22 protein-coding genes, 1 riboswitch and 1 other annotated feature are annotated in these 20,228 nt (G+C 37.8%); of the genes, 12 read left to right on the plus strand and 10 right to left on the minus strand.

Annotated features, from left to right (window positions below; genetic code table 11):
- Positions 1-196: 196 nt before the first annotated feature.
- Entirely contained in the window at positions 197-1,783 is a 1,587-nt protein-coding gene (gene pckA / locus F1560_RS11405) for a phosphoenolpyruvate carboxykinase (ATP) (protein WP_149474733.1), read from the minus strand.
- A 200-nt stretch (positions 1,784-1,983) separates the two neighbouring features.
- Positions 1,984-2,092, plus strand: a riboswitch (SAM riboswitch).
- A 206-nt stretch (positions 2,093-2,298) separates the two neighbouring features.
- Between pckA and metK the strand changes: the two genes are divergently transcribed.
- Entirely contained in the window at positions 2,299-3,495 is a 1,197-nt protein-coding gene (gene metK, locus F1560_RS11410) for a methionine adenosyltransferase (protein ID WP_149474734.1), read from the plus strand.
- A gap of 127 nt (positions 3,496-3,622) precedes the next feature.
- On the plus strand, positions 3,623-4,066 hold the full coding sequence (locus F1560_RS11415) for a DUF4181 domain-containing protein (RefSeq protein WP_149474735.1): 444 nt from the start codon (positions 3,623-3,625) through the stop codon (positions 4,064-4,066).
- A 48-nt stretch (positions 4,067-4,114) separates the two neighbouring features.
- Here F1560_RS11415 and F1560_RS11420 read toward each other — a convergent pair whose 3' ends face one another.
- On the minus strand, positions 4,115-4,639 hold the full coding sequence (locus F1560_RS11420) for a gamma carbonic anhydrase (RefSeq protein ID WP_246811933.1): 525 nt from the start codon (positions 4,637-4,639) through the stop codon (positions 4,115-4,117).
- A gap of 85 nt (positions 4,640-4,724) precedes the next feature.
- Here F1560_RS11420 and F1560_RS11425 point away from each other — a divergent pair, with 85 nt between their 5' ends.
- Entirely contained in the window at positions 4,725-5,801 is a 1,077-nt protein-coding gene (locus tag F1560_RS11425; protein WP_245347613.1) for a tetraprenyl-beta-curcumene synthase family protein, read from the plus strand.
- A gap of 1 nt (position 5,802) precedes the next feature.
- On the plus strand, positions 5,803-6,240 hold the full coding sequence (locus tag F1560_RS11430; RefSeq protein WP_149474738.1) for a DUF1801 domain-containing protein: 438 nt from the start codon (positions 5,803-5,805) through the stop codon (positions 6,238-6,240).
- Between the two features lie 53 nt (positions 6,241-6,293).
- On the opposite strand, the gene F1560_RS11435 is transcribed toward F1560_RS11430, so the two are convergent.
- The 3 genes from F1560_RS11435 to F1560_RS11445 form a co-directional block, all read right to left on the minus strand.
- Positions 6,294-7,052 (minus strand): HAAS domain-containing protein, encoded by a 759-nt coding sequence (locus F1560_RS11435; RefSeq protein WP_149474739.1) that lies wholly within the window; start codon positions 7,050-7,052, stop codon positions 6,294-6,296.
- A gap of 2 nt (positions 7,053-7,054) precedes the next feature.
- The gene (locus F1560_RS11440) at positions 7,055-7,381 is read right to left on the minus strand and encodes a PadR family transcriptional regulator (protein WP_149474777.1); all 327 of its coding nucleotides are present in this window, start codon (positions 7,379-7,381) and stop codon (positions 7,055-7,057) included.
- 488 nt (positions 7,382-7,869) lie between these two features.
- Entirely contained in the window at positions 7,870-8,964 is a 1,095-nt protein-coding gene (locus tag F1560_RS11445) for an AI-2E family transporter (RefSeq protein WP_149474740.1), read from the minus strand.
- Between the two features lie 266 nt (positions 8,965-9,230).
- Here F1560_RS11445 and F1560_RS11450 point away from each other — a divergent pair, with 266 nt between their 5' ends.
- The 6 genes from F1560_RS11450 to F1560_RS11475 all read left to right on the plus strand — a co-directional run bounded on the left by F1560_RS11450 (position 9,231) and on the right by F1560_RS11475 (position 12,284).
- Entirely contained in the window at positions 9,231-9,629 is a 399-nt protein-coding gene (locus F1560_RS11450) for a VOC family protein (RefSeq protein WP_149474741.1), read from the plus strand.
- A 105-nt stretch (positions 9,630-9,734) separates the two neighbouring features.
- The gene (locus tag F1560_RS11455) at positions 9,735-10,073 is read left to right on the plus strand and encodes a DnaJ family domain-containing protein (RefSeq protein ID WP_149474742.1); all 339 of its coding nucleotides are present in this window, start codon (positions 9,735-9,737) and stop codon (positions 10,071-10,073) included.
- A gap of 39 nt (positions 10,074-10,112) precedes the next feature.
- Positions 10,113-10,586, plus strand: coding sequence for a hypothetical protein (locus tag F1560_RS11460; protein ID WP_149474743.1), 474 nt, complete (start codon positions 10,113-10,115; stop codon positions 10,584-10,586).
- A gap of 74 nt (positions 10,587-10,660) precedes the next feature.
- On the plus strand, positions 10,661-11,419 hold the full coding sequence (locus F1560_RS11465; protein ID WP_149474744.1) for an AAA family ATPase: 759 nt from the start codon (positions 10,661-10,663) through the stop codon (positions 11,417-11,419).
- A gap of 18 nt (positions 11,420-11,437) precedes the next feature.
- The gene (locus F1560_RS11470) at positions 11,438-11,998 is read left to right on the plus strand and encodes a GNAT family N-acetyltransferase (protein WP_149474745.1); all 561 of its coding nucleotides are present in this window, start codon (positions 11,438-11,440) and stop codon (positions 11,996-11,998) included.
- A 19-nt stretch (positions 11,999-12,017) separates the two neighbouring features.
- Complete coding sequence (locus F1560_RS11475) at positions 12,018-12,284, plus strand: hypothetical protein (RefSeq protein ID WP_149474746.1); 267 nt, start codon at positions 12,018-12,020, stop codon at positions 12,282-12,284.
- Between the two features lie 357 nt (positions 12,285-12,641).
- Here the strand turns inward: F1560_RS11475 and F1560_RS11480 are convergent, their stop codons facing one another.
- From F1560_RS11480 to mnmM, 4 genes are all read right to left on the minus strand, one after another.
- Positions 12,642-13,364, minus strand: coding sequence for an amino acid ABC transporter ATP-binding protein (locus tag F1560_RS11480; protein ID WP_149474778.1), 723 nt, complete (start codon positions 13,362-13,364; stop codon positions 12,642-12,644).
- A gap of 5 nt (positions 13,365-13,369) precedes the next feature.
- Entirely contained in the window at positions 13,370-14,014 is a 645-nt protein-coding gene (locus F1560_RS11485; RefSeq protein WP_149474747.1) for an amino acid ABC transporter permease, read from the minus strand.
- A 135-nt stretch (positions 14,015-14,149) separates the two neighbouring features.
- The gene (locus F1560_RS11490) at positions 14,150-14,944 is read right to left on the minus strand and encodes a transporter substrate-binding domain-containing protein (RefSeq protein ID WP_149474748.1); all 795 of its coding nucleotides are present in this window, start codon (positions 14,942-14,944) and stop codon (positions 14,150-14,152) included.
- Between the two features lie 106 nt (positions 14,945-15,050).
- Complete coding sequence (gene mnmM / locus F1560_RS11495) at positions 15,051-15,632, minus strand: tRNA 5-(aminomethyl)-2-thiouridylate-methyltransferase MnmM (protein WP_149474749.1); 582 nt, start codon at positions 15,630-15,632, stop codon at positions 15,051-15,053.
- 164 nt (positions 15,633-15,796) lie between these two features.
- Positions 15,797-16,016 (plus strand) — a binding site (T-box leader).
- Positions 16,017-16,082: 66 nt separating this feature from the next.
- Here mnmM and leuS point away from each other — a divergent pair.
- Complete coding sequence (gene leuS / locus F1560_RS11500) at positions 16,083-18,497, plus strand: leucine--tRNA ligase (protein ID WP_149474750.1); 2,415 nt, start codon at positions 16,083-16,085, stop codon at positions 18,495-18,497.
- Positions 18,498-18,564: 67 nt separating this feature from the next.
- On the opposite strand, the gene F1560_RS11505 is transcribed toward leuS, so the two are convergent.
- Positions 18,565-19,302 (minus strand): hypothetical protein, encoded by a 738-nt coding sequence (locus F1560_RS11505; RefSeq protein WP_149474751.1) that lies wholly within the window; start codon positions 19,300-19,302, stop codon positions 18,565-18,567.
- Positions 19,303-19,480: 178 nt separating this feature from the next.
- Between F1560_RS11505 and F1560_RS11510 the strand changes: the two genes are divergently transcribed.
- The gene (locus F1560_RS11510; RefSeq protein WP_149474752.1) at positions 19,481-19,789 is read left to right on the plus strand and encodes a rhodanese-like domain-containing protein; all 309 of its coding nucleotides are present in this window, start codon (positions 19,481-19,483) and stop codon (positions 19,787-19,789) included.
- The last annotated feature ends 439 nt before the right edge of the window (positions 19,790-20,228 follow it).

Genomic DNA, 20,228 nt, shown 5'->3' on the forward strand with positions numbered 1-20,228 from the left:
ATGGAGCGAAAGTTTTGTTTATGGATCCATAGCGCAAGAATCTGGATCGAAAATCTCCGTAGTGCAAGAATCTGGAGCGTTAATTCTGATAATGGAGCTAGCAACATAAAAAGGCCAGCCTAACAAAGTAGGCTGGCTATCAGTATTGATTTCCACTCATATAGATAAATCCTTTTGGGATGAGTAAACACTATGATTAACCTTTATGAATCGGGCCTGCTTCTTTAATAGCTTCACTAGCATCCTTAAATTTCTTGAAATTTTCATGGAATTTTACTGCTAGAGATTTTGCGGCCTTCTCATAGGCTGCTGGATCATTCCATGTTTTTTTCGGGATGAGTACTTCATCTGGAACTCCTGGAACATGCATTGGAATTTCTAATCCAAAAATTTCATCTTTTACGGTTTCCATTGAATTCAGCTCGCCTTCTAAAGCAGAGTGAATCATTGCACGTGTGTAGGATAGCTTCATACGGTTTCCAACACCATAAGATCCGCCAGTCCAGCCGGTATTAACTAAGAATACATTTGAATTGTACATATCAATTTTATCGCCTAGCATTTCCGCATATTTTGCTGGAGCTAATGGTAGGAAAGGAGAACCGAAGCAAGCAGAGAAAGTTGCTTGAGGTTCGGTCACACCACGCTCTGTACCAGCAAGTTTACTTGTATAGCCGCTTAGGAAATGATACATTGCCTGTTCTTTTGTCAATTTGCTGATTGGTGGTAGTGTCCCAGAAGCATCTGCTGTTAAAAAGATGATTGTATTTGGATGACCAGCAACGCTTGGTGACACGATGTTATCGATATTTTCAAGCGGGTATGCAGCACGCGTATTCTCTGTTAATGTCGTATCATCGTAATCAGGAATACGTGATTTTTCATTTAAAACAACATTCTCGAGTACAGAACCATAGCGAATGGCATTGAAAATTTGTGGCTCTTTTTCCTCTGATAGGTTAATGCATTTGGCATAGCAGCCACCTTCAATATTGAACACGCCGTTTGGGCTCCAACCATGCTCATCATCACCAATTAGACGGCGGTATGGATCAGCGGATAACGTTGTTTTTCCTGTGCCGGAAAGGCCGAAAAACAGGGCTACATCACCTTCTAGACCAACGTTTGCTGAGCAATGCATGGATAAAACATCTCGCTTTGGTAGCAAGTAGTTCATCACGGAGAAGATAGATTTCTTTATTTCACCAGCATATTCGGTACCGCCAATTAAAACGACACGTTTTTTAAAGGAGATTAAGATAAACGTTTCCGAATTTGTTCCATCGACAGCTGGATCTGCTTTAAAATTTGGAGCAGAAATAACTGTAAACTCTGCTTGGTGATTGTTTAACTCTTCATCTGTTGGTGTGATGAATAATTGACGTGAGAAAAGATTGTGCCATGCATATTCATTGATGACTTGAATTGGTAAGCGGTAATTTTTATCCGCACCAGCAAATCCTTTAAACTGATAAAGTTCATCTTTCTCTTTTAAATAATCAATCACTTTTCTGTAAAGATTATCAAACGCTTTCTCTTCGATTGGACGGTTAACTTTGCCCCAGTCAACAAAATCTTCACAGACTTCATCTTTTACAATAAATTTATCTTCCGGAGAACGTCCAGTATATTTTCCAGTAGTTGCTCGAATTGCTCCTGTTGAAGTAAGCTTTCCTTCTTGGTGACTTAAAATTTTTTCAACTAATTGTGCTACCGATAAATTAATATGCATATTATTATGCTTATTTAACTCTTTAATTAGTGATCTTTCCACGGTTTTCATGTCATTATCTCCTGCCTTTTTAGGGTTTTTATACATTTATGACAACCTTTATTTTCTTAAGATGTTTATTAGTATAACACATTTAAATTATTAGTCCATACTATTTAAAAATAAATTATAAAAAATATATGACAGCCTATCTGCCGAAAATAGTTGACTTAGGCAGCTACTTTCGTTAATCTAAAGATTGAACGGATACTCTCTTATTCAGAGTTGGTGGAGGGACAGACCCGATGAAGCCCAGCAACCATCACGTGATGTGAAATGGTGCTAACCTGATGCAAGGAACAATTCCTTGAACAATAAGAGCGAAAGGCCAGTATACCCTTTCCTCATGTCTTTGAAGGAAAGGCTTTTTTGTTTTTATAGAGAAGTTTTATATAAAATGATATTCATAGAAAAGCGATTCACCTGGTCAATGGGAAAAGTTTTACCTTTTGAAGGTACTTTGAATAATATATGTAGAACATTAAAATTAGAGTTCCGTAACATACAATAAAGGAGAGTTTAGCCTTATGGCTGTAAATCGACGTTTATTTACTTCAGAATCAGTAACAGAAGGTCATCCAGACAAAATGTCAGACCAAATATCAGATGCTATTCTAGATGAAATTTTAAAAAAGGATCCAAATGCACGAGTAGCTTGTGAAACAACTGTAACAACAGGGTTAGTATTAGTAGCGGGTGAAATTTCTACAAGCACGTATGTAGATATCCCAGCTATTGTTAGAGAAACGGTAAAAGGAATTGGCTATACACGAGCTAAATATGGCTTTGATTCGGAAACATGTGCCGTAATGACTGCAATTGATGAGCAATCAGCAGATATTGCTGGTGGTGTTGATACGGCTCTAGAAGCACGTCAAGGTAAAATGAGTGAGGATGAAATCGATTCAATTGGTGCTGGAGATCAAGGTTTAATGTTTGGTTTTGCTTGTGATGAAACCGAAGAGCTTATGCCATTACCGATTTCACTAGCGCATAAATTAGCGAAGCGTCTTGCTGATGTACGAAAAGAAAACATTGTAGATTATCTGCGTCCGGATGGAAAAACACAGGTTACTGTAGAATATGATGAAAATGATCAGCCTGTTCGAATTGACACAATCGTTATATCTACACAGCATCACCAAGATACCACTACTGAACAAATTGAAAAAGATATGATTGAGCATGTGGTTCGTGCTGTTGTACCTGCTGATCTCTTGGATGAAAACACAAAGTATTTCATTAACCCAACTGGTCGTTTTGTAATCGGAGGACCCCAAGGGGATGTTGGACTTACTGGGCGTAAAATCATCGTAGACACATACGGTGGATATGCACGACATGGTGGTGGAGCATTCAGTGGTAAGGATGCGACAAAAGTAGACCGCTCTGCTGCATACGCTGCTCGCTATGTTGCGAAAAACATCGTTGCTGCAGGTCTTGCTAAGTCATGTGAGGTACAATTGGCATACGCGATTGGCGTGGCAGAGCCTGTATCCATCGCTATTAATACATTTGGCACTGGAAAAGTGAGCGAGGAAACACTTGTAGCTGCGGTTCGGAAATTATTTGATCTTCGTCCAGCTGGAATCATTCGCATGCTTGACCTTCGTCAGCCGATATTTAAAAATACTGCGGCATATGGCCATTTTGGTAGAACCGACGTTGCATTTTCATGGGAAAAAACAGATAAAGTTGATGAGTTAATCGCATTGACAAAATAATATTATGGCTGTACAGCTCGGTGGCGAGTTGTGCAGCTTTTTTTATAATATGGAATTAAAGAATAGTAGTTCTTAGTAAAAAAATTGTGGGTAGGGGAGAACGATTCAAAGGAAAGCGAGGGTAGTTATGTACGTTTATGAAGGCAATAATAATTTGGTAATGGACCTTTTTATCCTAGTAGGAGTGCTCGCTTTAATCATTTTTATATTTAGTTGGATAATGAGAAAGGTCTTGCGTGTCGAACGTAAAAAATGGTTCTCAAATAATTATGTTAATGATATACATAAAAAGTATGATATTGGATTAAGGGTGTTTTCCGTATTCGCAATTGTGATTGCTGTCATTTTTTTAATTAAAAATGCCTCGGATTTTAGTACGGACATTTCTTTCTCTTTATTTTTAATTGGGTTTTCCTTTACAGTCGTACAGGAATTATTCCGAGCATATATGGAATGGAAGTATGTAAAAGAGAAAAATGATTATCTTTTTACACTTAGCCAGTTAGTATTTATTATTGCGCTTCTTGTGATAACATGGAAATCATCTTTCTTTGGCATGTTAAATTTATAACATTGCAAAATAGATGGAGCTTGAATTTATTTCAAGCTCCATCTATGATTAACGTCCCATATTTGTATGTTCCTTATAATACTTCCCTTTTTCCACATACGATCTACGAACTCGTTCCATTTCGGCGTAATCAGCTTCTGTAAGCTCACGTACAACCTTCGCTGGTCGTCCCATTACTAATGTGTTGGGAGGAACTTTTTTTCCTGGTGGAACAAGACTCCCAGCCCCAACAAACGCATTTTCCCCGATTTCAGCACCATCCAAGATAATCGATCCCATTCCAATTAAGGCGTTTTTCCGAACGGTAGCGGAGTGTAAGGTAACTTGATGACCGATTGAGACATCATCTTCAATCAGAAGCGTCTTATCTGGGCTTTGGTGCAGCATGCAAAAATCCTGTATGTTAACGCGTTTCCCAATCCGAGTCGGGGCAACGTCACCACGAATTACCGTCTTAAACCAGATGCTAGAATCCTCATCGATCGTAACGTCGCCATTTATAACGACATCCTTTGCGATAAAAACAGTATCGTGAATAGTTGGATAAATATTTTTGTAAGGCTCAATCATGATTACATCCCCTTGTTTTTGTTTTCCTAATGAATATGGTGCTATAATGATTATAGCAAATTTCACCAGTTGGAACGGAGGAAATGGATTGACAAAGGTACCTAAAAATGCGATTACATTATTACGAATCGTGTTTAAACGAATCTTTCCAATGGTAGATGAGGAAATGGAATACTGGAAGCGTAGAGCGGAGCAAATACCGAATGAAGAGTTGATTGAGCAAGCACTTGCTAGCATACGTTTAAAGCGATTTCATTGCCAAGGTGGGAGCGTCTATGCGCTGCTTGCTGGTAAAAGGGAAAAAGAAGCAGTTCGCTTTATTGTCGCTTATCAAACGATTAGCGATTACTTGGATAATCTTTGTGATCGAAGTACGTCACTTGATCCAAATGATTTTCGCATGCTTCATGAAGCAATGAAAGACGCTTTAATTCCTATGAATCCATTGAAAAATTATTATGAAATGCGAGATGACCAAGCTGATGGAGGTTATCTTGCAGAGTTAGTTCAAACATGCCAAGAAACGTTAAGCGATTTAGCTTGCTTAGAACAGATCCAGGATCAACTTGTGAAGCTACAGGGACTATACGCAGATTTACAGGTTCATAAGCATGTACAGGTAAACGAACGAATTCCGCGTTTAACGACGTGGTTTGAAAATAATAAAGATGTGAATAAAAATCTCACATGGTATGAATTTTCAGCTGCGAGTGGTTCAACGTTAGGAATTTTTTGTCTTGTATCATACGGACTAGGTGGAAAAATAAAGCCAAATACAGCACAAGCTATTTTCGATGGTTATTTCCCTTACATGCAAGGGTTGCATATTCTGCTCGATTACTACATCGACCAACAAGAGGATCATGATGAAGGTGACCTTAACTTTTGCAGTTATTACGAGAATTGGAATAAAATGAAAGAGCGCTTCCTTTATTTTATTGAACAGACAAAAACAGATGTGCGTGGATTGCCAGATCAAAAATTTCATGAAATGATCCATCAAGGCTTGATTGGCTTATACTTAGGTGATAAAAAAATAAAAACGATTCCATATGGCGAGGAAATGCGAAAGACTCTACTACAAGCTGGGGGAGTTACTGCCAAAATGTTTAATTGGAATATACGCATGTACTATAAAGCAGAGGGAAAGAGAGGGAACATGTAAGATGTATGAGCAAAAAATGAAGGAAAATGATCGAGATGTTATTGCTTTTATTGAGGATATTGACAATGCAAAGAAGCGGGAGGATGCTTATAAGCTACTTGAAATTTTTACAGAAACAACTGGCCAACCGGCTAAAATGTGGGGTACGACCATTATTGGATTTGGTTCCTATCATTATAAATACGCATCTGGTCACGAAGGGGATGCGCCATTAGTAGGGTTCTCACCACGAAGAGCAAAGCATAGCTTATATTTTGCTGCAGGCGATGACAGGAGGGAGGATCTGCTAACGGATTTCGGCAAGCATACAACTGGAAAAGCCTGTGTGTATATTAATAAAGTTGCTGATATTAACGTAGACGTTTTGAAAGCATTGATCCGTCAGTCTGTCGAATTTTTACAGGAGAGGTATCCAAGTGAAGCGGGGGAAGATGTGTAACAAATAGAAGGGGATTATCGCTTGAAAAAACAATCGATAATCCCCTTTTTATGCTAGACTTTCGCTAGTTTACTTGAAATCCAGAGGTAAATAAGAATACAACCAAATGTAATGCATGTGCCTGTAATTATTCGGGCAGATTCTGTTAACGATGTAAAATCGAGCAGGTAATCTGGAAGCGTCACAAATGCTAAAACAATGGGAAGGACCCAGGTTTTGGACCAAATGGAAAAGCCGATGATGAAAATCATTGTGAAAGCACCAATGATAATCGTTCCGACCACGCCAAAGTTAATGACGGGTGTTGTAACCTGTTGGTTAAGAAAAATTAGTCCGACAAAAAGAGCGAGCGGCAGCAGTGCAGCAGGATAAAGAATAGCAAATTGCTTTCCAGCGGCTAGGTTTTTTCCGGCAATATATCGAAATACAAGGGATATGATTGTTAAGAATAAGATGGCTATGATTAGGAAGCCAAAAATCTCCAATAGTGAGTAGGAAAGCGTTCCTTCAAATAAATCTCTAACAATAATGAATGAGAAAGCACCAAATAGAATCATTGGAATATATTTCATCCAAGCTTTAACGTCGATGGGCATTTCACTAGCAAGCTGCTCCATGTAGGCTTCTGGAGATTGACCAATAATATGTTCTATGGATTTCCCGTTTTTCTCTGCCTGCATTAAATGATCCTCTAGTTCTTCGACGATTTCATCAATCTCTTTTTCCTTTTTACCGCTTGAAAAAAGGTAGACGCGAAGGTTTTCTAAAAATTGCTTACTTTTTTTAGATAGCTGTATGTTTTCATGCAACATTTTTAAACTCCCTTTCCCTTTTTTGTTTCATGTGCTAAAACATGGTTAACGTTTGTCTGCAAGATTTCCCATCTTTCTATAAAATTTTGTAACTCTTGTTCTCCATTTTCTGTGAGCCGATAATATTTCCGCTTAGGCCCTGCTGTGGATTTTTTTAAAGTGGAGGTTACTAATTTTTCTTTTTGCATTCGTAATAATAAGGGGTAGATCGTACCTTCACTGAAGTTGGAAAAACCATAGTCTTCTAATTTCTCAGCTAGCTCATAGCCGTAAACTTCCTTATTCTTAATAATGGCAAGAATACAACCATCTAAAATCCCCTTCATCATCTGTGTTGTTGACACGTTTTCAAACCCTCCTTTATCTTGTATTGCAAGGTATATGGGTATTAGAATATAAGTCTTGTATTACAAGGTATGTTTTTAGTATATGCAATATTACCTTGTTATGCAAGAGTTATCGTGTAATTTTTAGAAATGGAGTACTTGATTACTTCTTATAACAGGTAATCATGATAACTGCCCGACCGAAGAGGGATTTAATTTATTCGGTATCTCAGAGGGGAAATGAGTCCTCAAACGAAAGAGGATTCAACTGATACGACAACTCAACACAAAGAGGTGATAAGTAACCGATCGAAAAGCATTCGGTAAATCCCAGTGTCTATAACCGATAAACCATTGTTGAAACAACAAAAATAGATCTCGGACTTATGCAACGAACGAATTGACTGTCGTTGAATTTTAAAGTGCCAGAGCCCAAAAATAAAAAGCCGCGAAGAAAACTCAATTTCTTCGCGGTTCATGCAAACGTATCGTTATATCAATGCATCTTTCTTATCTTTCTTAGAATCTCGATACGTGTTATAGAAATGCATAATGATTGTTCGAAGCAATGCATAGAAAGGTACGGCGAATAAAATACCGAGGAAACCTGCAATGCTGCCAGCAGCAAGGATAACTGTTATCACCGTTAGCGGATGCAGTTGCAATACTTGCCCCATAACATTCGGTGAAATGACTGAACTCTCAATTTGCTGCGCAACGAACATAATTAAGGAAATCCAAAAGAGATTCATTGGATCCTGAAATCCACCAACAATTAATGCTGGAATTACTGCTAAATACGGACCTAGGAAAGGAATAACATTGGTGATCATTCCGAAAAGGGCGAACGCTAAAGCATACTCCAACCCGATAATGAGATAGCCAATTAATAGCAAGACTCCAACAAAGAAACTAACAAGCAGTTGTCCTTGGATGAACGAAGATAAAACATTGTCCATCTTAACTAACAGGCTACGAACGTTATCTGCTTTTTTCTTACTGAATACTTGCGTGATAAATGGAATTAATTTATCCCCATCCTTCAGCATGAAGAAAAGGAAGAATGGAATAAGAACAATTCCCATTGCAATCGAAACGACTTGCCCTAAGAACCCACCAATAAAGCTAGGGATATTATTTGCAATCCCTTCCAGGTGTGATGGGAGATCAGCGACGAAGTCATTAATCATTGAAACTGCTTGTACTGGAATGGCTTCGTAGTTTTTCTGTACCCACTGAATCGTTTCTTCAGCGAGCTTTACCATTTGTGGGATGCTATCAATCATCGTAGTGAATTGATTTTGAGCAATCGGCCAAATGAATATAATGAATAACGTTCCAATTAAGATAAGTGTTAAGTACACAAAAATAATCGAAAAAATCTTATTTATTTTTAGGAGCATGAACAGATGCATTAATGGCTTCGTTAAATAATACAAAATACCAGCACCAATAATTGGAAGGGCGACAGCACCAATTAATCTAATAACTGGAAAAAAGATGAAATGTGTAATTGAAACAAGCCAGATTAAGAGAAAAAGCATAATTAAAAAAAGCATTACTTGAAACCATCGTTTATGAACCAATCAATATCACTACTTTCGACCATTTTTATTTCTATTTTACATGGAGGAGACGATAATAGAAAGTATTTTGTTAGAATTATGCCAACAAGGCAGCATATTTATACCTATGGGTTGAAAAGAGTTTCATAGTATGCTGTTACAGAAGGGAAAACTTTTCAAGTTAATGCTTGATTTTAGTTAGAAGCTGTATGAAATAAAGGAATTTATGAAAGAAATAGCGAAATATAATATGGTAGATTGAAAAACTAAAATAGGGAGAATAAACGATGTCAAAGGGTCTTATTCATCATGTGGAGATAAATGTTTCCAATCTAGAAAACTCGGTTGCGTTTTGGGGCTGGTTCTTGGAGAAATTGGGATATGAGCTTTACCAAACTTGGAATAAAGGACGAAGTTGGAAGCTAGGGGAAAGTTATCTTGTTTTTGTTCAGGCGGAAGAAATTTATTTTGATGTTTCGTATCATCGAAAACAGGTTGGGCTTAATCATCTTGCTTTTTACGCTGATTCACGTGAACATGTTGATTTAATAACATGGCAATTAAGACAAAAGGGCATTTCTATTTTATATAAGGAGCTACATCCATTTGCAGGGGGGAAGGAGCATTATGCTGTTTTTTTCGAGGATCCAGATAGAATAAAGGTGGAGCTTGTTGCCCCCGGTTGAGTTGGTTCAATTATTAAATCAACTTGCATATTATTTACCATATAAGTTATGTGAGATTTACTTGAATAAGTGAAGCAATCCATATGATCGAAAAGGGGAATGGCAGTGGATAAAAAGTATAATGATTTAATCGGTGATATACTCGAGGCGGCTGGTGAAAAGGATAATTTTGACTTAAAGGGTGCGGGAAAGCCGTTGCCAAAAGGCTATGTGGAAAGAGATGTTTTTCAAAACTTCCAGCAGATTGCAAAGGATGCAGGATACTTGCCTTACTGGCTAAAATTGCAAAAAGAAATTGCAACCATGGTGCATGCTGCTAAAACGGAAAAAGACATTAAGAAAATTAATAAGAAAATCAAGGAATATAATACGGCTTGTCCATCGTCGATGCAAAAGCTACCGGTTGAGCTGGATAAGCTTGAGGATGCAAAAACAATTTGGTAATCAGTTGATTCAAATCAGTAAAGAAACGGAGGGGATTATATGATTCTCCAGAGAGGAATCACTGGAAAAAACCATAACGTAGATGATCATTTTCCAAAACCGGCTGGCAAGGAATTTAAGCAATTATGCTATACGCTGATTGCACAGCTAGATGGACGCGTATTAGCTTTTTCAGAACCGCAAATCGATACGAATTATTTTCATGTCGAGCTTGAAGTTTTCAAAGAGCGATTGCACCTGCTCTTAAATGAGAATCATCGCTACCTTGCTGTTGCAAGTGAGGTTGATTATTTTAAGCTAACATTTATTGATGAACCAACACTGACCAGACAATTCGCACCTTATTATACGGTTTTACAGCAAGCGGAACTGAATGAGCGAATTCAACTAAGACCAGGGCGTAAAAAGGGTGCTTTGCTTAACGAGAATGATTTATGTAAAGAAGAATTAGTTGATTTGGTGTATTGGAATCCTAAAACAGTAGGGCAGGCTGTTTTCAATCATTGGGATTAGGAAGTACAAGGAGTTTGCTTTTGCTCCTATGCATAAGGCATGACTTCAATACATATCCGTAAAGGGAGTAAAAAATGAGATTAACTCAAGAGGATCAGTATATTAAAGAGCTTCAATTACGTAAAGATCACATTCATTCATGGAATACATTCCCATTCAATCTTCCTGTTATAAAGAATCTAAAAAAGCTATTGTTCCATCCGAACGTAACCTATATTGTGGGAGAAAATGGGATGGGGAAATCAACCTTGCTTGAAGGGATTGCAATTGCACTTGGATTTAACCCAGAAGGCGGCACAAAGAATTTTAATTTCTCAAGCTTCGACTCGCATTCGAATTTAGATCAGTTTTTAAGAATCGCAAAAGGACCTTATCTGCCCAATGATAGCTTCTTCTTCAGAGCTGAATCGTTTTACAATGTTGCGAGCAATATTGAGGAAATGGACGCATCCTCTTTTGGAGGCTCACGAATTATCGATTCATTTGGTGGTACGTCGCTCCATGAGCAATCACATGGTGAATCTTTCTTTGCTGCATTTACCAATCGCTTCCGTGGCCAAGGATTGTATATTCTTGATGAGCCAGAAGCAGCATTATCCCCATTAAGACAATTATCCATGCTTGCCAGAATTCATGAGCTCGTTAATCAAGGGTCACAATTTATCATTTCTACACATTCTCCGATTCTCATGGCTTATCCAGATGCTGTTATTATCCAGCTTACAAAGGATGGGATGGAAAAACAAAGATTAGAAGATACCGAGCATTATAAAGTAATGAAACAGTTTTTTGATGATAAAGACAGACTTCTGCATCATTTGTTCCAAGGATAATAAAAAAGGGGTGAAGTCATGAAAGTCCCAGATTTAACGTACGAAACAAAACGATTAATAATTCGACCGTATCAGAAGCAGGATTATGTGAATTGGTATACGCAATTCAGTCGACGATTGCCATCTCAATCCAAATACGATGAGGGTTATATAGACATGTCTCGTTTTACAAAGGACTGGTTTAATAAATGGATTCAAGGGTTTCATGAAGGTGCGAAAAAAGATGAAATGTATATTTTAGGCGTCTTTCGAAAAGAAGATGGAGCTAATGTTGGCACTATCGAGTTATCGACAATATTACGGGCGAAATACCAATGGGCGATGATGGGATATTTTATACATAATCAGTTTTGGAAAAATGGATATGGGAAGGAAAGTGTTATTGCTGCCACGCAATTATTTTTTAAGCAATTAAACTATCATCGTATCGAACTGCATATCAATACGGATAATGAACCGTCAATTCGATTAGCAGAAAGTGCTGGGTTTATTTACGAATGTACAAGGAATGAATTTTCCTATGAACGTGGTCGTTGGGCAGATTTATTAATCTATTATCGGAATAACGAGTCATTATAATTAAAAAAGGAGAGGGAAGATGGGTACTATCATTCGCTGGTTGCTAGCGATATTTTTGACTTACCTTGCAATTACTACACTACAAACAGGATTGGAATTGATTGGCGCCTCAAAAGAAGGGGATGCAATCACAGTTCAATTCCTGTCATTTGAAATAAATAATCAAGTTGATCCGGAAAACATAATGTCCTATGCGATTGCTTTCTTTGCTGGTACGCTTGTTACTGCAATACTAGCGCTTAGTTTTATAAGAGAGGCATTTTCTAGATTGAAAGAGAAAAGTTAATAGGATTGTACGTAAAATTACATGATCGAAACCGAAACCAATTATAGTTTGCATCGTATGAATAGATACATGAGCCTTTGGAAGGATGTGTACTTATCGTATGAATTCAATAAGGAGAAGGGGAAAAGAAAACAAAACGAAGTGGGACAGGATTCTAGATATTCTCTTATTTGTACCAGAACTTTTTATATTTCTGGTGCGAATTATTATCCAAGGAATTGTTGCGTTGTTTAGAATATGGAATTAGCACGAGTTAAATAAGCGCGCTAATTTCTGTTCTTCATTGATTTTAGCAAATTCACGAACTAACTTAAAAAGGAGCCGTCATCTCCAATGAGAATCTAGCTCCTGCTATCATTATAACACTTTACTTAGAAACGATTGTGTACGCTCATGCTGAGGGTTACTGAAAAGCTCAACGGGTTCGTTTTCTTCAACGATTACTCCTTTGTCGATAAAGAGTACGCGATCAGCAACTTCTCGGGCGAAGCCCATTTCATGTGTGACGACAACCATTGTCATCCCTTCGTGGGCAAGTTCTTTCATAACTTCAAGAACATCACCGACCATTTCTGGATCAAGGGCAGATGTTGGTTCGTCGAACAACATAACCTTCGGATTCATCGCAAGTGCACGAGCAATCGCAACACGTTGTTTTTGACCACCAGACAATGATCCTGGGTAGCTATCCGCTTTATCACTTAATCCTACTTTCGCTAGAAGCTCTTGTCCTTTTTTTACAGCTTCCTCTTTAGAAATTCCTCTTGTTTTCATCGGTGCAAGGATAATATTTTGCATAACAGTTTTATGTGGGAAGAGGTTGAAATGCTGAAAAACCATGCCGACTTCTTGTCTTATTTTATTGATATTAATACTTTTATCCGTAACATCTTGTCCATTAATGATAACTTGGCCTGAGGTAATGTCCTCTAGTCGGTTCATACAGCGTAGGAATGTGCTTTTTCCTGAACCAGACGCGCCAATAATACATACAACTTCTTTTTCTTTAATGTTTGCAGAAATATCTTGCAGAACTTCTAAGTCACCATACTTCTTTTGTAAGTTTTTCACTTCAATCATCGTAGTCATCGTAATTCAAATCTCCTTTCCAGGTAACTGGATAATAAGGACAGTAGGTAAATCATGACGAAGTACATCACACCTACAGCTAGCCAGATTTCAAAAGCTTTGAAGGTTGATGCAATGACAACATTCCCTTGCTGTGTCAAGTCAGCAATACCGATGATAGAGAGTAGGGAAGTGTCCTTCAAACTAATAATCGCCTGATTGGTAAATGTTGGGAGCATCCTTCTGAATGCTTGTGGTAGGATAATATACCTCATATTTTGCGTTGCTGTAAGGCCGAGTGATCTTGCGGCCTCGGTTTGACCTTTGTCCATCGATTGAATACCAGCGCGAATATTCTCTGCGAAATATGCCCCGGCATTAATTGCTACTGTTATGATACCGGCAGTTGTACGATCTAACGATACGAACTCTAATGAATTCAATCCATAATAGAAGAAAAATAATTGCACGAGTATCGGGGTTCCGCGGATAGCATCGATAAATATTTTGGCTATCCAATTAAGTACCTTTATCGGAGCTAATCGAAGCAAGGCTAATAGTAGACCTAAAATAAAACCTAAGACAATAGCTACACAAAATATATAAAGCGTTACTCTTAACCCTTCCAAAAGGTAAGGCAGAGAATCAAAAATGACTTGCATATTGTCACTCCTTCATGATTAGAAAACTTGGCATCCGCCTAAAAGCTTGGTGAATGCCTTAGTTGCACTTATGCAGGTATATACTTTCCTACTTGCAAAAAATCAGCGCGCTGCAGGAGCGCGCCGCGAATAATTTTATTGTTCGATGTACGTATTGATAATTTCGTCGTACTCGCCATTCTCTCTCAAGTTGGCTAAGCCGTCATTGATTTTTTGTAGCAGTTCGCCATTTTCACCTTTTAGTACTGCAATGCCGTAGAAATCACCATTTAAGCGATCTCCAACTATTTTTAAGTTAAGATCATCTGTGGCAATTGCGTATGCGATAACTGGATAATCTTCAATCAAAGCATCGGCAGTCCCGTTCGTTACTTCCTGGAACATGGATGTACTATCTGAAACTTGGATTGTATCAAATCCGTAATCACCTTTGTTATCTTCTGCCCATTTAGCGCCAGATGTTCCGTTTTTTACTGCGACAGTTTGTCCTTCTAAGTCTTCAACTCTTGTAATAGTATCGTTGTTTTCATTAACAACAAGTGTTATTCCTGCTTCGAAGTAAGGTTCAGAGAAATCAACAATTTCTTTTCTTTCATCCGTAATACTCATGCCAGCGATTGCGATATCAAGCTGTCCTGCTTGCATTGCTGGAATGATTCCGCCAAAGTCCATTGCTTCCAACTCGATTTCAAAGCCTTGGTCCTCTGCGATTGCATGAATTAAATCGATATCGATCCCTTTATAATCTCCACCTTCTTGATATTCAAATGGTGGGTATGTAACATCAATACCGACAGAATAAACCTCTCCATCTCCTGCAGAATCGGAATCTGAAGCATTATTATCTTCTGGTGAGTCATTACTTGTACCACAAGCTGCTAAAAATAAAGCAAATGCAAACATTAAACTGATTAGACTAATTTTCCTCATGTAGAAACTTCCCCCTTTTAGGATTCTTGAGTATTTTGTTAATTGTATATAAATTGTAATAATACGTCAAGATTCTCGGGGATTGTATAATGCTCCAAGCTCGTTGTTATTGATTTTCAATCCTAGCAACTTTTCGTTGAACAGCCAGTATAAAAGGTGGATCATTTTTTTGATTAATAAAACCATAGCGCAGAACATTAAACTGTTTCTGGTCTAATTGAAGCAAGTACTTTAATAGACCTTCCTTTTCTTCTTTTCCACCTTCGTGACCGTGATAAACAACAAGTACGACAAGTCCATCTTTTTTTAGTCGGTTTAAAATAGCATTGACTGCACTTACTGTTGAGTCAGGTGTTGTAATTACGGACTTATCACTTCTTGGTAAATACCCAAGGTTGAAAATGGCACCCGCGACTTCTTTGTCCTTAGGGAAATAATCAAGAATTCTTTCATGACTGTCATGAATTAAAGAAACATTGGAACAGTTATTATTAATTAATGCTTTTCTCGTATTTGCAATTGCTTGGTCTTGTATATCGAATGCGTACACATGTCCCTTCTCACCAACGAGCTTACTTAGAAATAATGTGTCATTTCCATTTCCGCATGTAGCGTCAATCACCTTTTCACCCGAATGAATAGACCCTTCTAGTAAATAATGAGCATAATTAAGAATTCCTTTTAACATAAACGTAGCACGTTCCTTCTTAAATAGATTTTATCTCTCTATTTTATCATGAAAGTAAAAATCAAGAAATGTAAGGATTTTGGATGCATGCAACGGAATCAAGTATGAAAACGGAGGTTATCTTGACAATAGTTACTGGATTCATTATAATTCGGTTAAATAATCTAACGACTTTGATAAGGATTAGTAGTAATTTTTTTCAGGCATAGAGAGGCAGTGCTCGGTGGAAACTGCCGTTGAAAGATTTTATGAACTCGCCTTTAATGTTGCAGGAGTGAAACGAGTAATTCCTGCCGTCCTATCCACGTTAAGGATAACAAGTGAACGCGAATGGATGCGTTAATTTGGGTGGTACCGCGGGAGATATAGCTTCTCGTCCCTTTTGTAGGGATGAGTGGCTTTTTTTATGGCAAAATACAAGAGTTTTACTGTGAAAGGAAGGAATATTAGATGAGCTTTAACCATCAACAAATTGAGAAAAAGTGGCAAAAGCATTGGCTTGAAAATAAAACGTTTAAAACGGAAACCTTTTCTGAAAAAGAAAAGTTCTATGCATTGGATATGTTCCCGTACCCATCAGGCGTAGGGCTGCATGTTGGGCATCCAGAAGGCTATACGGCAACAGATATTTTGTCGCGGATGAAACGAATGCAAGGATACGAAGTAATGCACCCGATGGGCTGGGATGCATTTGGGCTTCCAGCAGAACAATATGCAATTGATACAGGGAATAGTCCAGCTGAATTTACAGCAAAGAATATCGCGACATTCAAACGCCAAATTCAAGAGCTTGGCTTTTCCTATGATTGGGATCGCGAACTGGATACAACAGATCCGAACTATTATAAATGGACGCAATGGATTTTCATTAAGCTTTATGAAAAAGGACTTGCCTATATTGATGAAGTTGCAGTGAACTGGTGTCCAGCATTAGGTACAGTTTTGGCAAATGAAGAAGTAATTGATGGGAAAAGTGAACGTGGTGGACATCCGGTAGTTCGTAAACCAATGAAGCAGTGGATGCTGAAAATTACAGCGTATGCGGATCGATTGCTGGAAGATCTAGATGATTTAGATTGGCCAGATAGCCTAAAAGAAATGCAACGTAACTGGATTGGTCGCTCAGAAGGTGCGGAAGTAACGTTTGCAATAGATGGTCACAATGAAGAATTTACTGTGTTTACGACACGTCCAGATACATTATTTGGTGCTACGTATGCAGTGCTTGCTCCAGAACATCCGTTTATTGAAAAAATAACAAGTGCAGAACAAAAATCTGCAGTAGATGCTTACTTGAACGAAGTCCAAACGAAATCAGATTTGGAGCGTACGGATCTAGCAAAAGATAAAACAGGTGTATTTACTGGTGCATATGCGATTAACCCAGTAAATAATGAAAAAATGCCAATTTGGATTGCGGATTATGTATTGATGTCTTATGGTACAGGAGCAATCATGGCTGTTCCGGCACATGATGAGCGGGACTATGAATTTGCAACAAAATTTGAATTGCCAATTGTGGAAGTAGTTTCAGGTGGGGATATTACAAAAGAAGCATTTACTGGTGATGGAGAGCATGTCAATTCAAGCTTCTTAGATGGGCTTGGAAAAGACGAGGCGATCTCAAAAATGATTGAATGGCTTGTCGCTGAAGGAAAGGGAGAGCAGAAAATTACGTATCGCCTGCGCGATTGGTTATTTGCGAGACAACGTTATTGGGGAGAACCGATTCCGATCATCCATTGGGAGGATGGAACAATGTCAGCTGTTCCAGAAGAGGAGCTTCCATTGGAATTACCAGTGATGTCAGAAATAAAACCATCTGGTACAGGAGAATCTCCGCTTGCCAATAACAGTGACTGGGTAAATGTTGTTGACCAGAAAACGGGAATGAAAGGGCGTCGCGAAACGAACACAATGCCACAATGGGCAGGTAGCTGCTGGTATTTCTTAAGATACATTGATCCGAAAAATACCGAACAACTAGCTGATCCAGCTGCATTAGAAAAATGGTTGCCAATTGATATTTATATCGGTGGCGCAGAGCATGCCGTACTTCATCTACTATACGCACGTTTCTGGCATAAGTTCTTGTATGACATTGGAGTTGTATCAACAAAAGAACCATTCCAAAAGTTATTTAACCAAGGGATGATTCTTGGTGAAGGTAACGAGAAAATGAGTAAATCTAAAGGTAATGTTGTAAACCCGGATGATATTGTAACATCTCATGGTGCAGATACATTACGCCTTTATGAAATGTTTATGGGACCATTGGATGCATCTGTTGCTTGGTCAACGAATGGATTAGATGGCGCTAGAAGATTCCTTGATCGTACATGGAGATTGTTTATGAATGATGATGGTACACTTTCCGAGAAAATTGTGGATGCAGAAAATACGGATTTAGATAAGGTGTACCATGAAACCGTGAAAAAGGTGACTGAGGACTTTGAAAATCTTCATTTTAATACCGGAATATCACAAATGATGGTATTTATTAATGAAGGCTACAAAGCAGATCAAATTCCAAAAGCGTATGTAGAAGGGTTTGTAAAGATGCTTTCTCCAGTTGCCCCGCATGTTGCTGAAGAAATTTGGGAACAACTTGGTCACACAGATACGATTACCTACGAAGAATGGCCGGTCTTTGATGCAGCAAAATTAGTGGAAGATGAAGTAGAGGTTGTACTTCAAGTGATGGGTAAAGTTCGTTCGAAATTAAGTGTGCCGAAAGATATTTCGAAAGAAGACTTGGAAAAAGTAGCACTAGCAGATGAAGGATTGCAAAAATGGATTGAAGGAAAAACAATTCGAAAAGTAATCGTTGTTCCAGGGAAATTAGTTAACGTCGTAGCGAATTAAATGAAACCAAAAAGATCTCCTTCTATTTTTATAGAGGAGATCTTTTTGGTTAAAGGAATAAATATATTTAACTTGATGGAACCCAATTCGTTTGTAAAATAATCCACTCGCCATTTTCGTAATACCACAATGTTTCAATTGTCCCAAGCCGATCAGCATGATAGGCGCCACTAATTTGTTGATAGCTTTTTAGACCATATCCTTTACTTTCGCTAATCGATATTGGTTCATAAAAAGCAATTGGATCAATCATTAATGAAGTTGGCTTTAAAAGGTTGCGTTCTTTATCATAAATCCCAAGACGTATATAATCCTCTGCACGGTCTTTAACATCCATCACAATTGGCTTACCATTAGGGACAATTTCAATGATGACTTGAAAGTTTTCTTCAAATTTTCCACTAACATACCGCTGTTCGGGTAATGGGATTTCTGTTAATTCCTGATTTGCTAATGTGTGCAAGAAAGAAGTGTATAAACCGCCACTCCCACCAGTCGGGCTTTGATAAAAGATATCTTTTATTCCATCGTGATTCAGGTCAATAAATTGAAGTTCAGGTTCATAACCACCACCATAGTTGATTTTCCATTCTTGTTCATTGGAAGAACGGATGTCTGCCCAAATATCTTGATAATATTGAGCATCCGGGGCGAAAAGCTTTCCCATTAATTCAATCGTTTCTACTTCTCCATCACCCGTTATATCAACCTGATATGATTCAATTAATATACTGTCTTCTGGCTTTGATTCAGCAGCAAATACAATCGTAGGAAAGGCTATTAATAGTAGAAAAAAATATTTCAACGTGTATCACTTCCTTAATCTGAAATATCACAATCTCGCTCAATTGATACTTTGTGATAATTATTATCATGTATTAACCCTAGTAATAAAATTGTTTCTAGTAGGTTGCGCATCGTGTTTGCATCCTATTCGTGAAATACGTAAAATTGGAATTGAAAACATTAAGGGAGATGGCAAAATGTCAGAAATAAATGAAGTAACACCTAAAGAAGTTGAAAAAATGATAGATGATAAAGAAATTATTATCATTGATGTACGAGAAGATGAAGAAGTTGCCCAAGGAATTATCGAAAAGGCGAAGCATATTCCATTGGGAGATATACCAGAAGCGGTAGCTGACTTAGATAAAAACAAATCGTACATTCTTGTTTGTCGATCAGGGGCAAGGAGTATGAATGCATCTAAATATATGGATGAACAAGGGTTTAAGGTTTCCAATATGAAAGGCGGCATGTTGGAGTGGGAAGGCGAAGTTATCGTCGGTTAGTGAAGAAGAAGTTATTTTCAGTAATTCTGAAAATAACTTCTTTTTATTTAGGTATTGCATTTTATGCTATAGGTGTGTAATATAAATTTTGCTGTTCGGAAGCAAACATGTTACATAAGTTTTCAACTTCCAAGTATATTCGACAGATTTTTTAAAAAAGTGTTGACAAGCATTTATGAATAATGTTATGATAAACATCCACTAGCAATAAGATGTCGGAATTGATTCGTTTTTCGGATTTATTGTTTGATTGCAAGTGTGCTAGTGTAATAATAAAGTTAGTTGCTGAATGAAGGCGACAAAATTTGCTCTTTGAAAACTGAACAAAACAACCAGTATGTCAAGAAAAAGGAAACCAAGTTTTCTTTTTAAAACAAGTAGAAGTCAGCTTCTACAACAGCTAAGTATTACAAACACTTTTATGGAGAGTTTGATCTTG

This window comes from Oceanobacillus polygoni, assembly GCF_008304605.1.
GTDB classification, from domain to species: Bacteria; Bacillota; Bacilli; order Bacillales; family Amphibacillaceae; genus Oceanobacillus; species Oceanobacillus polygoni.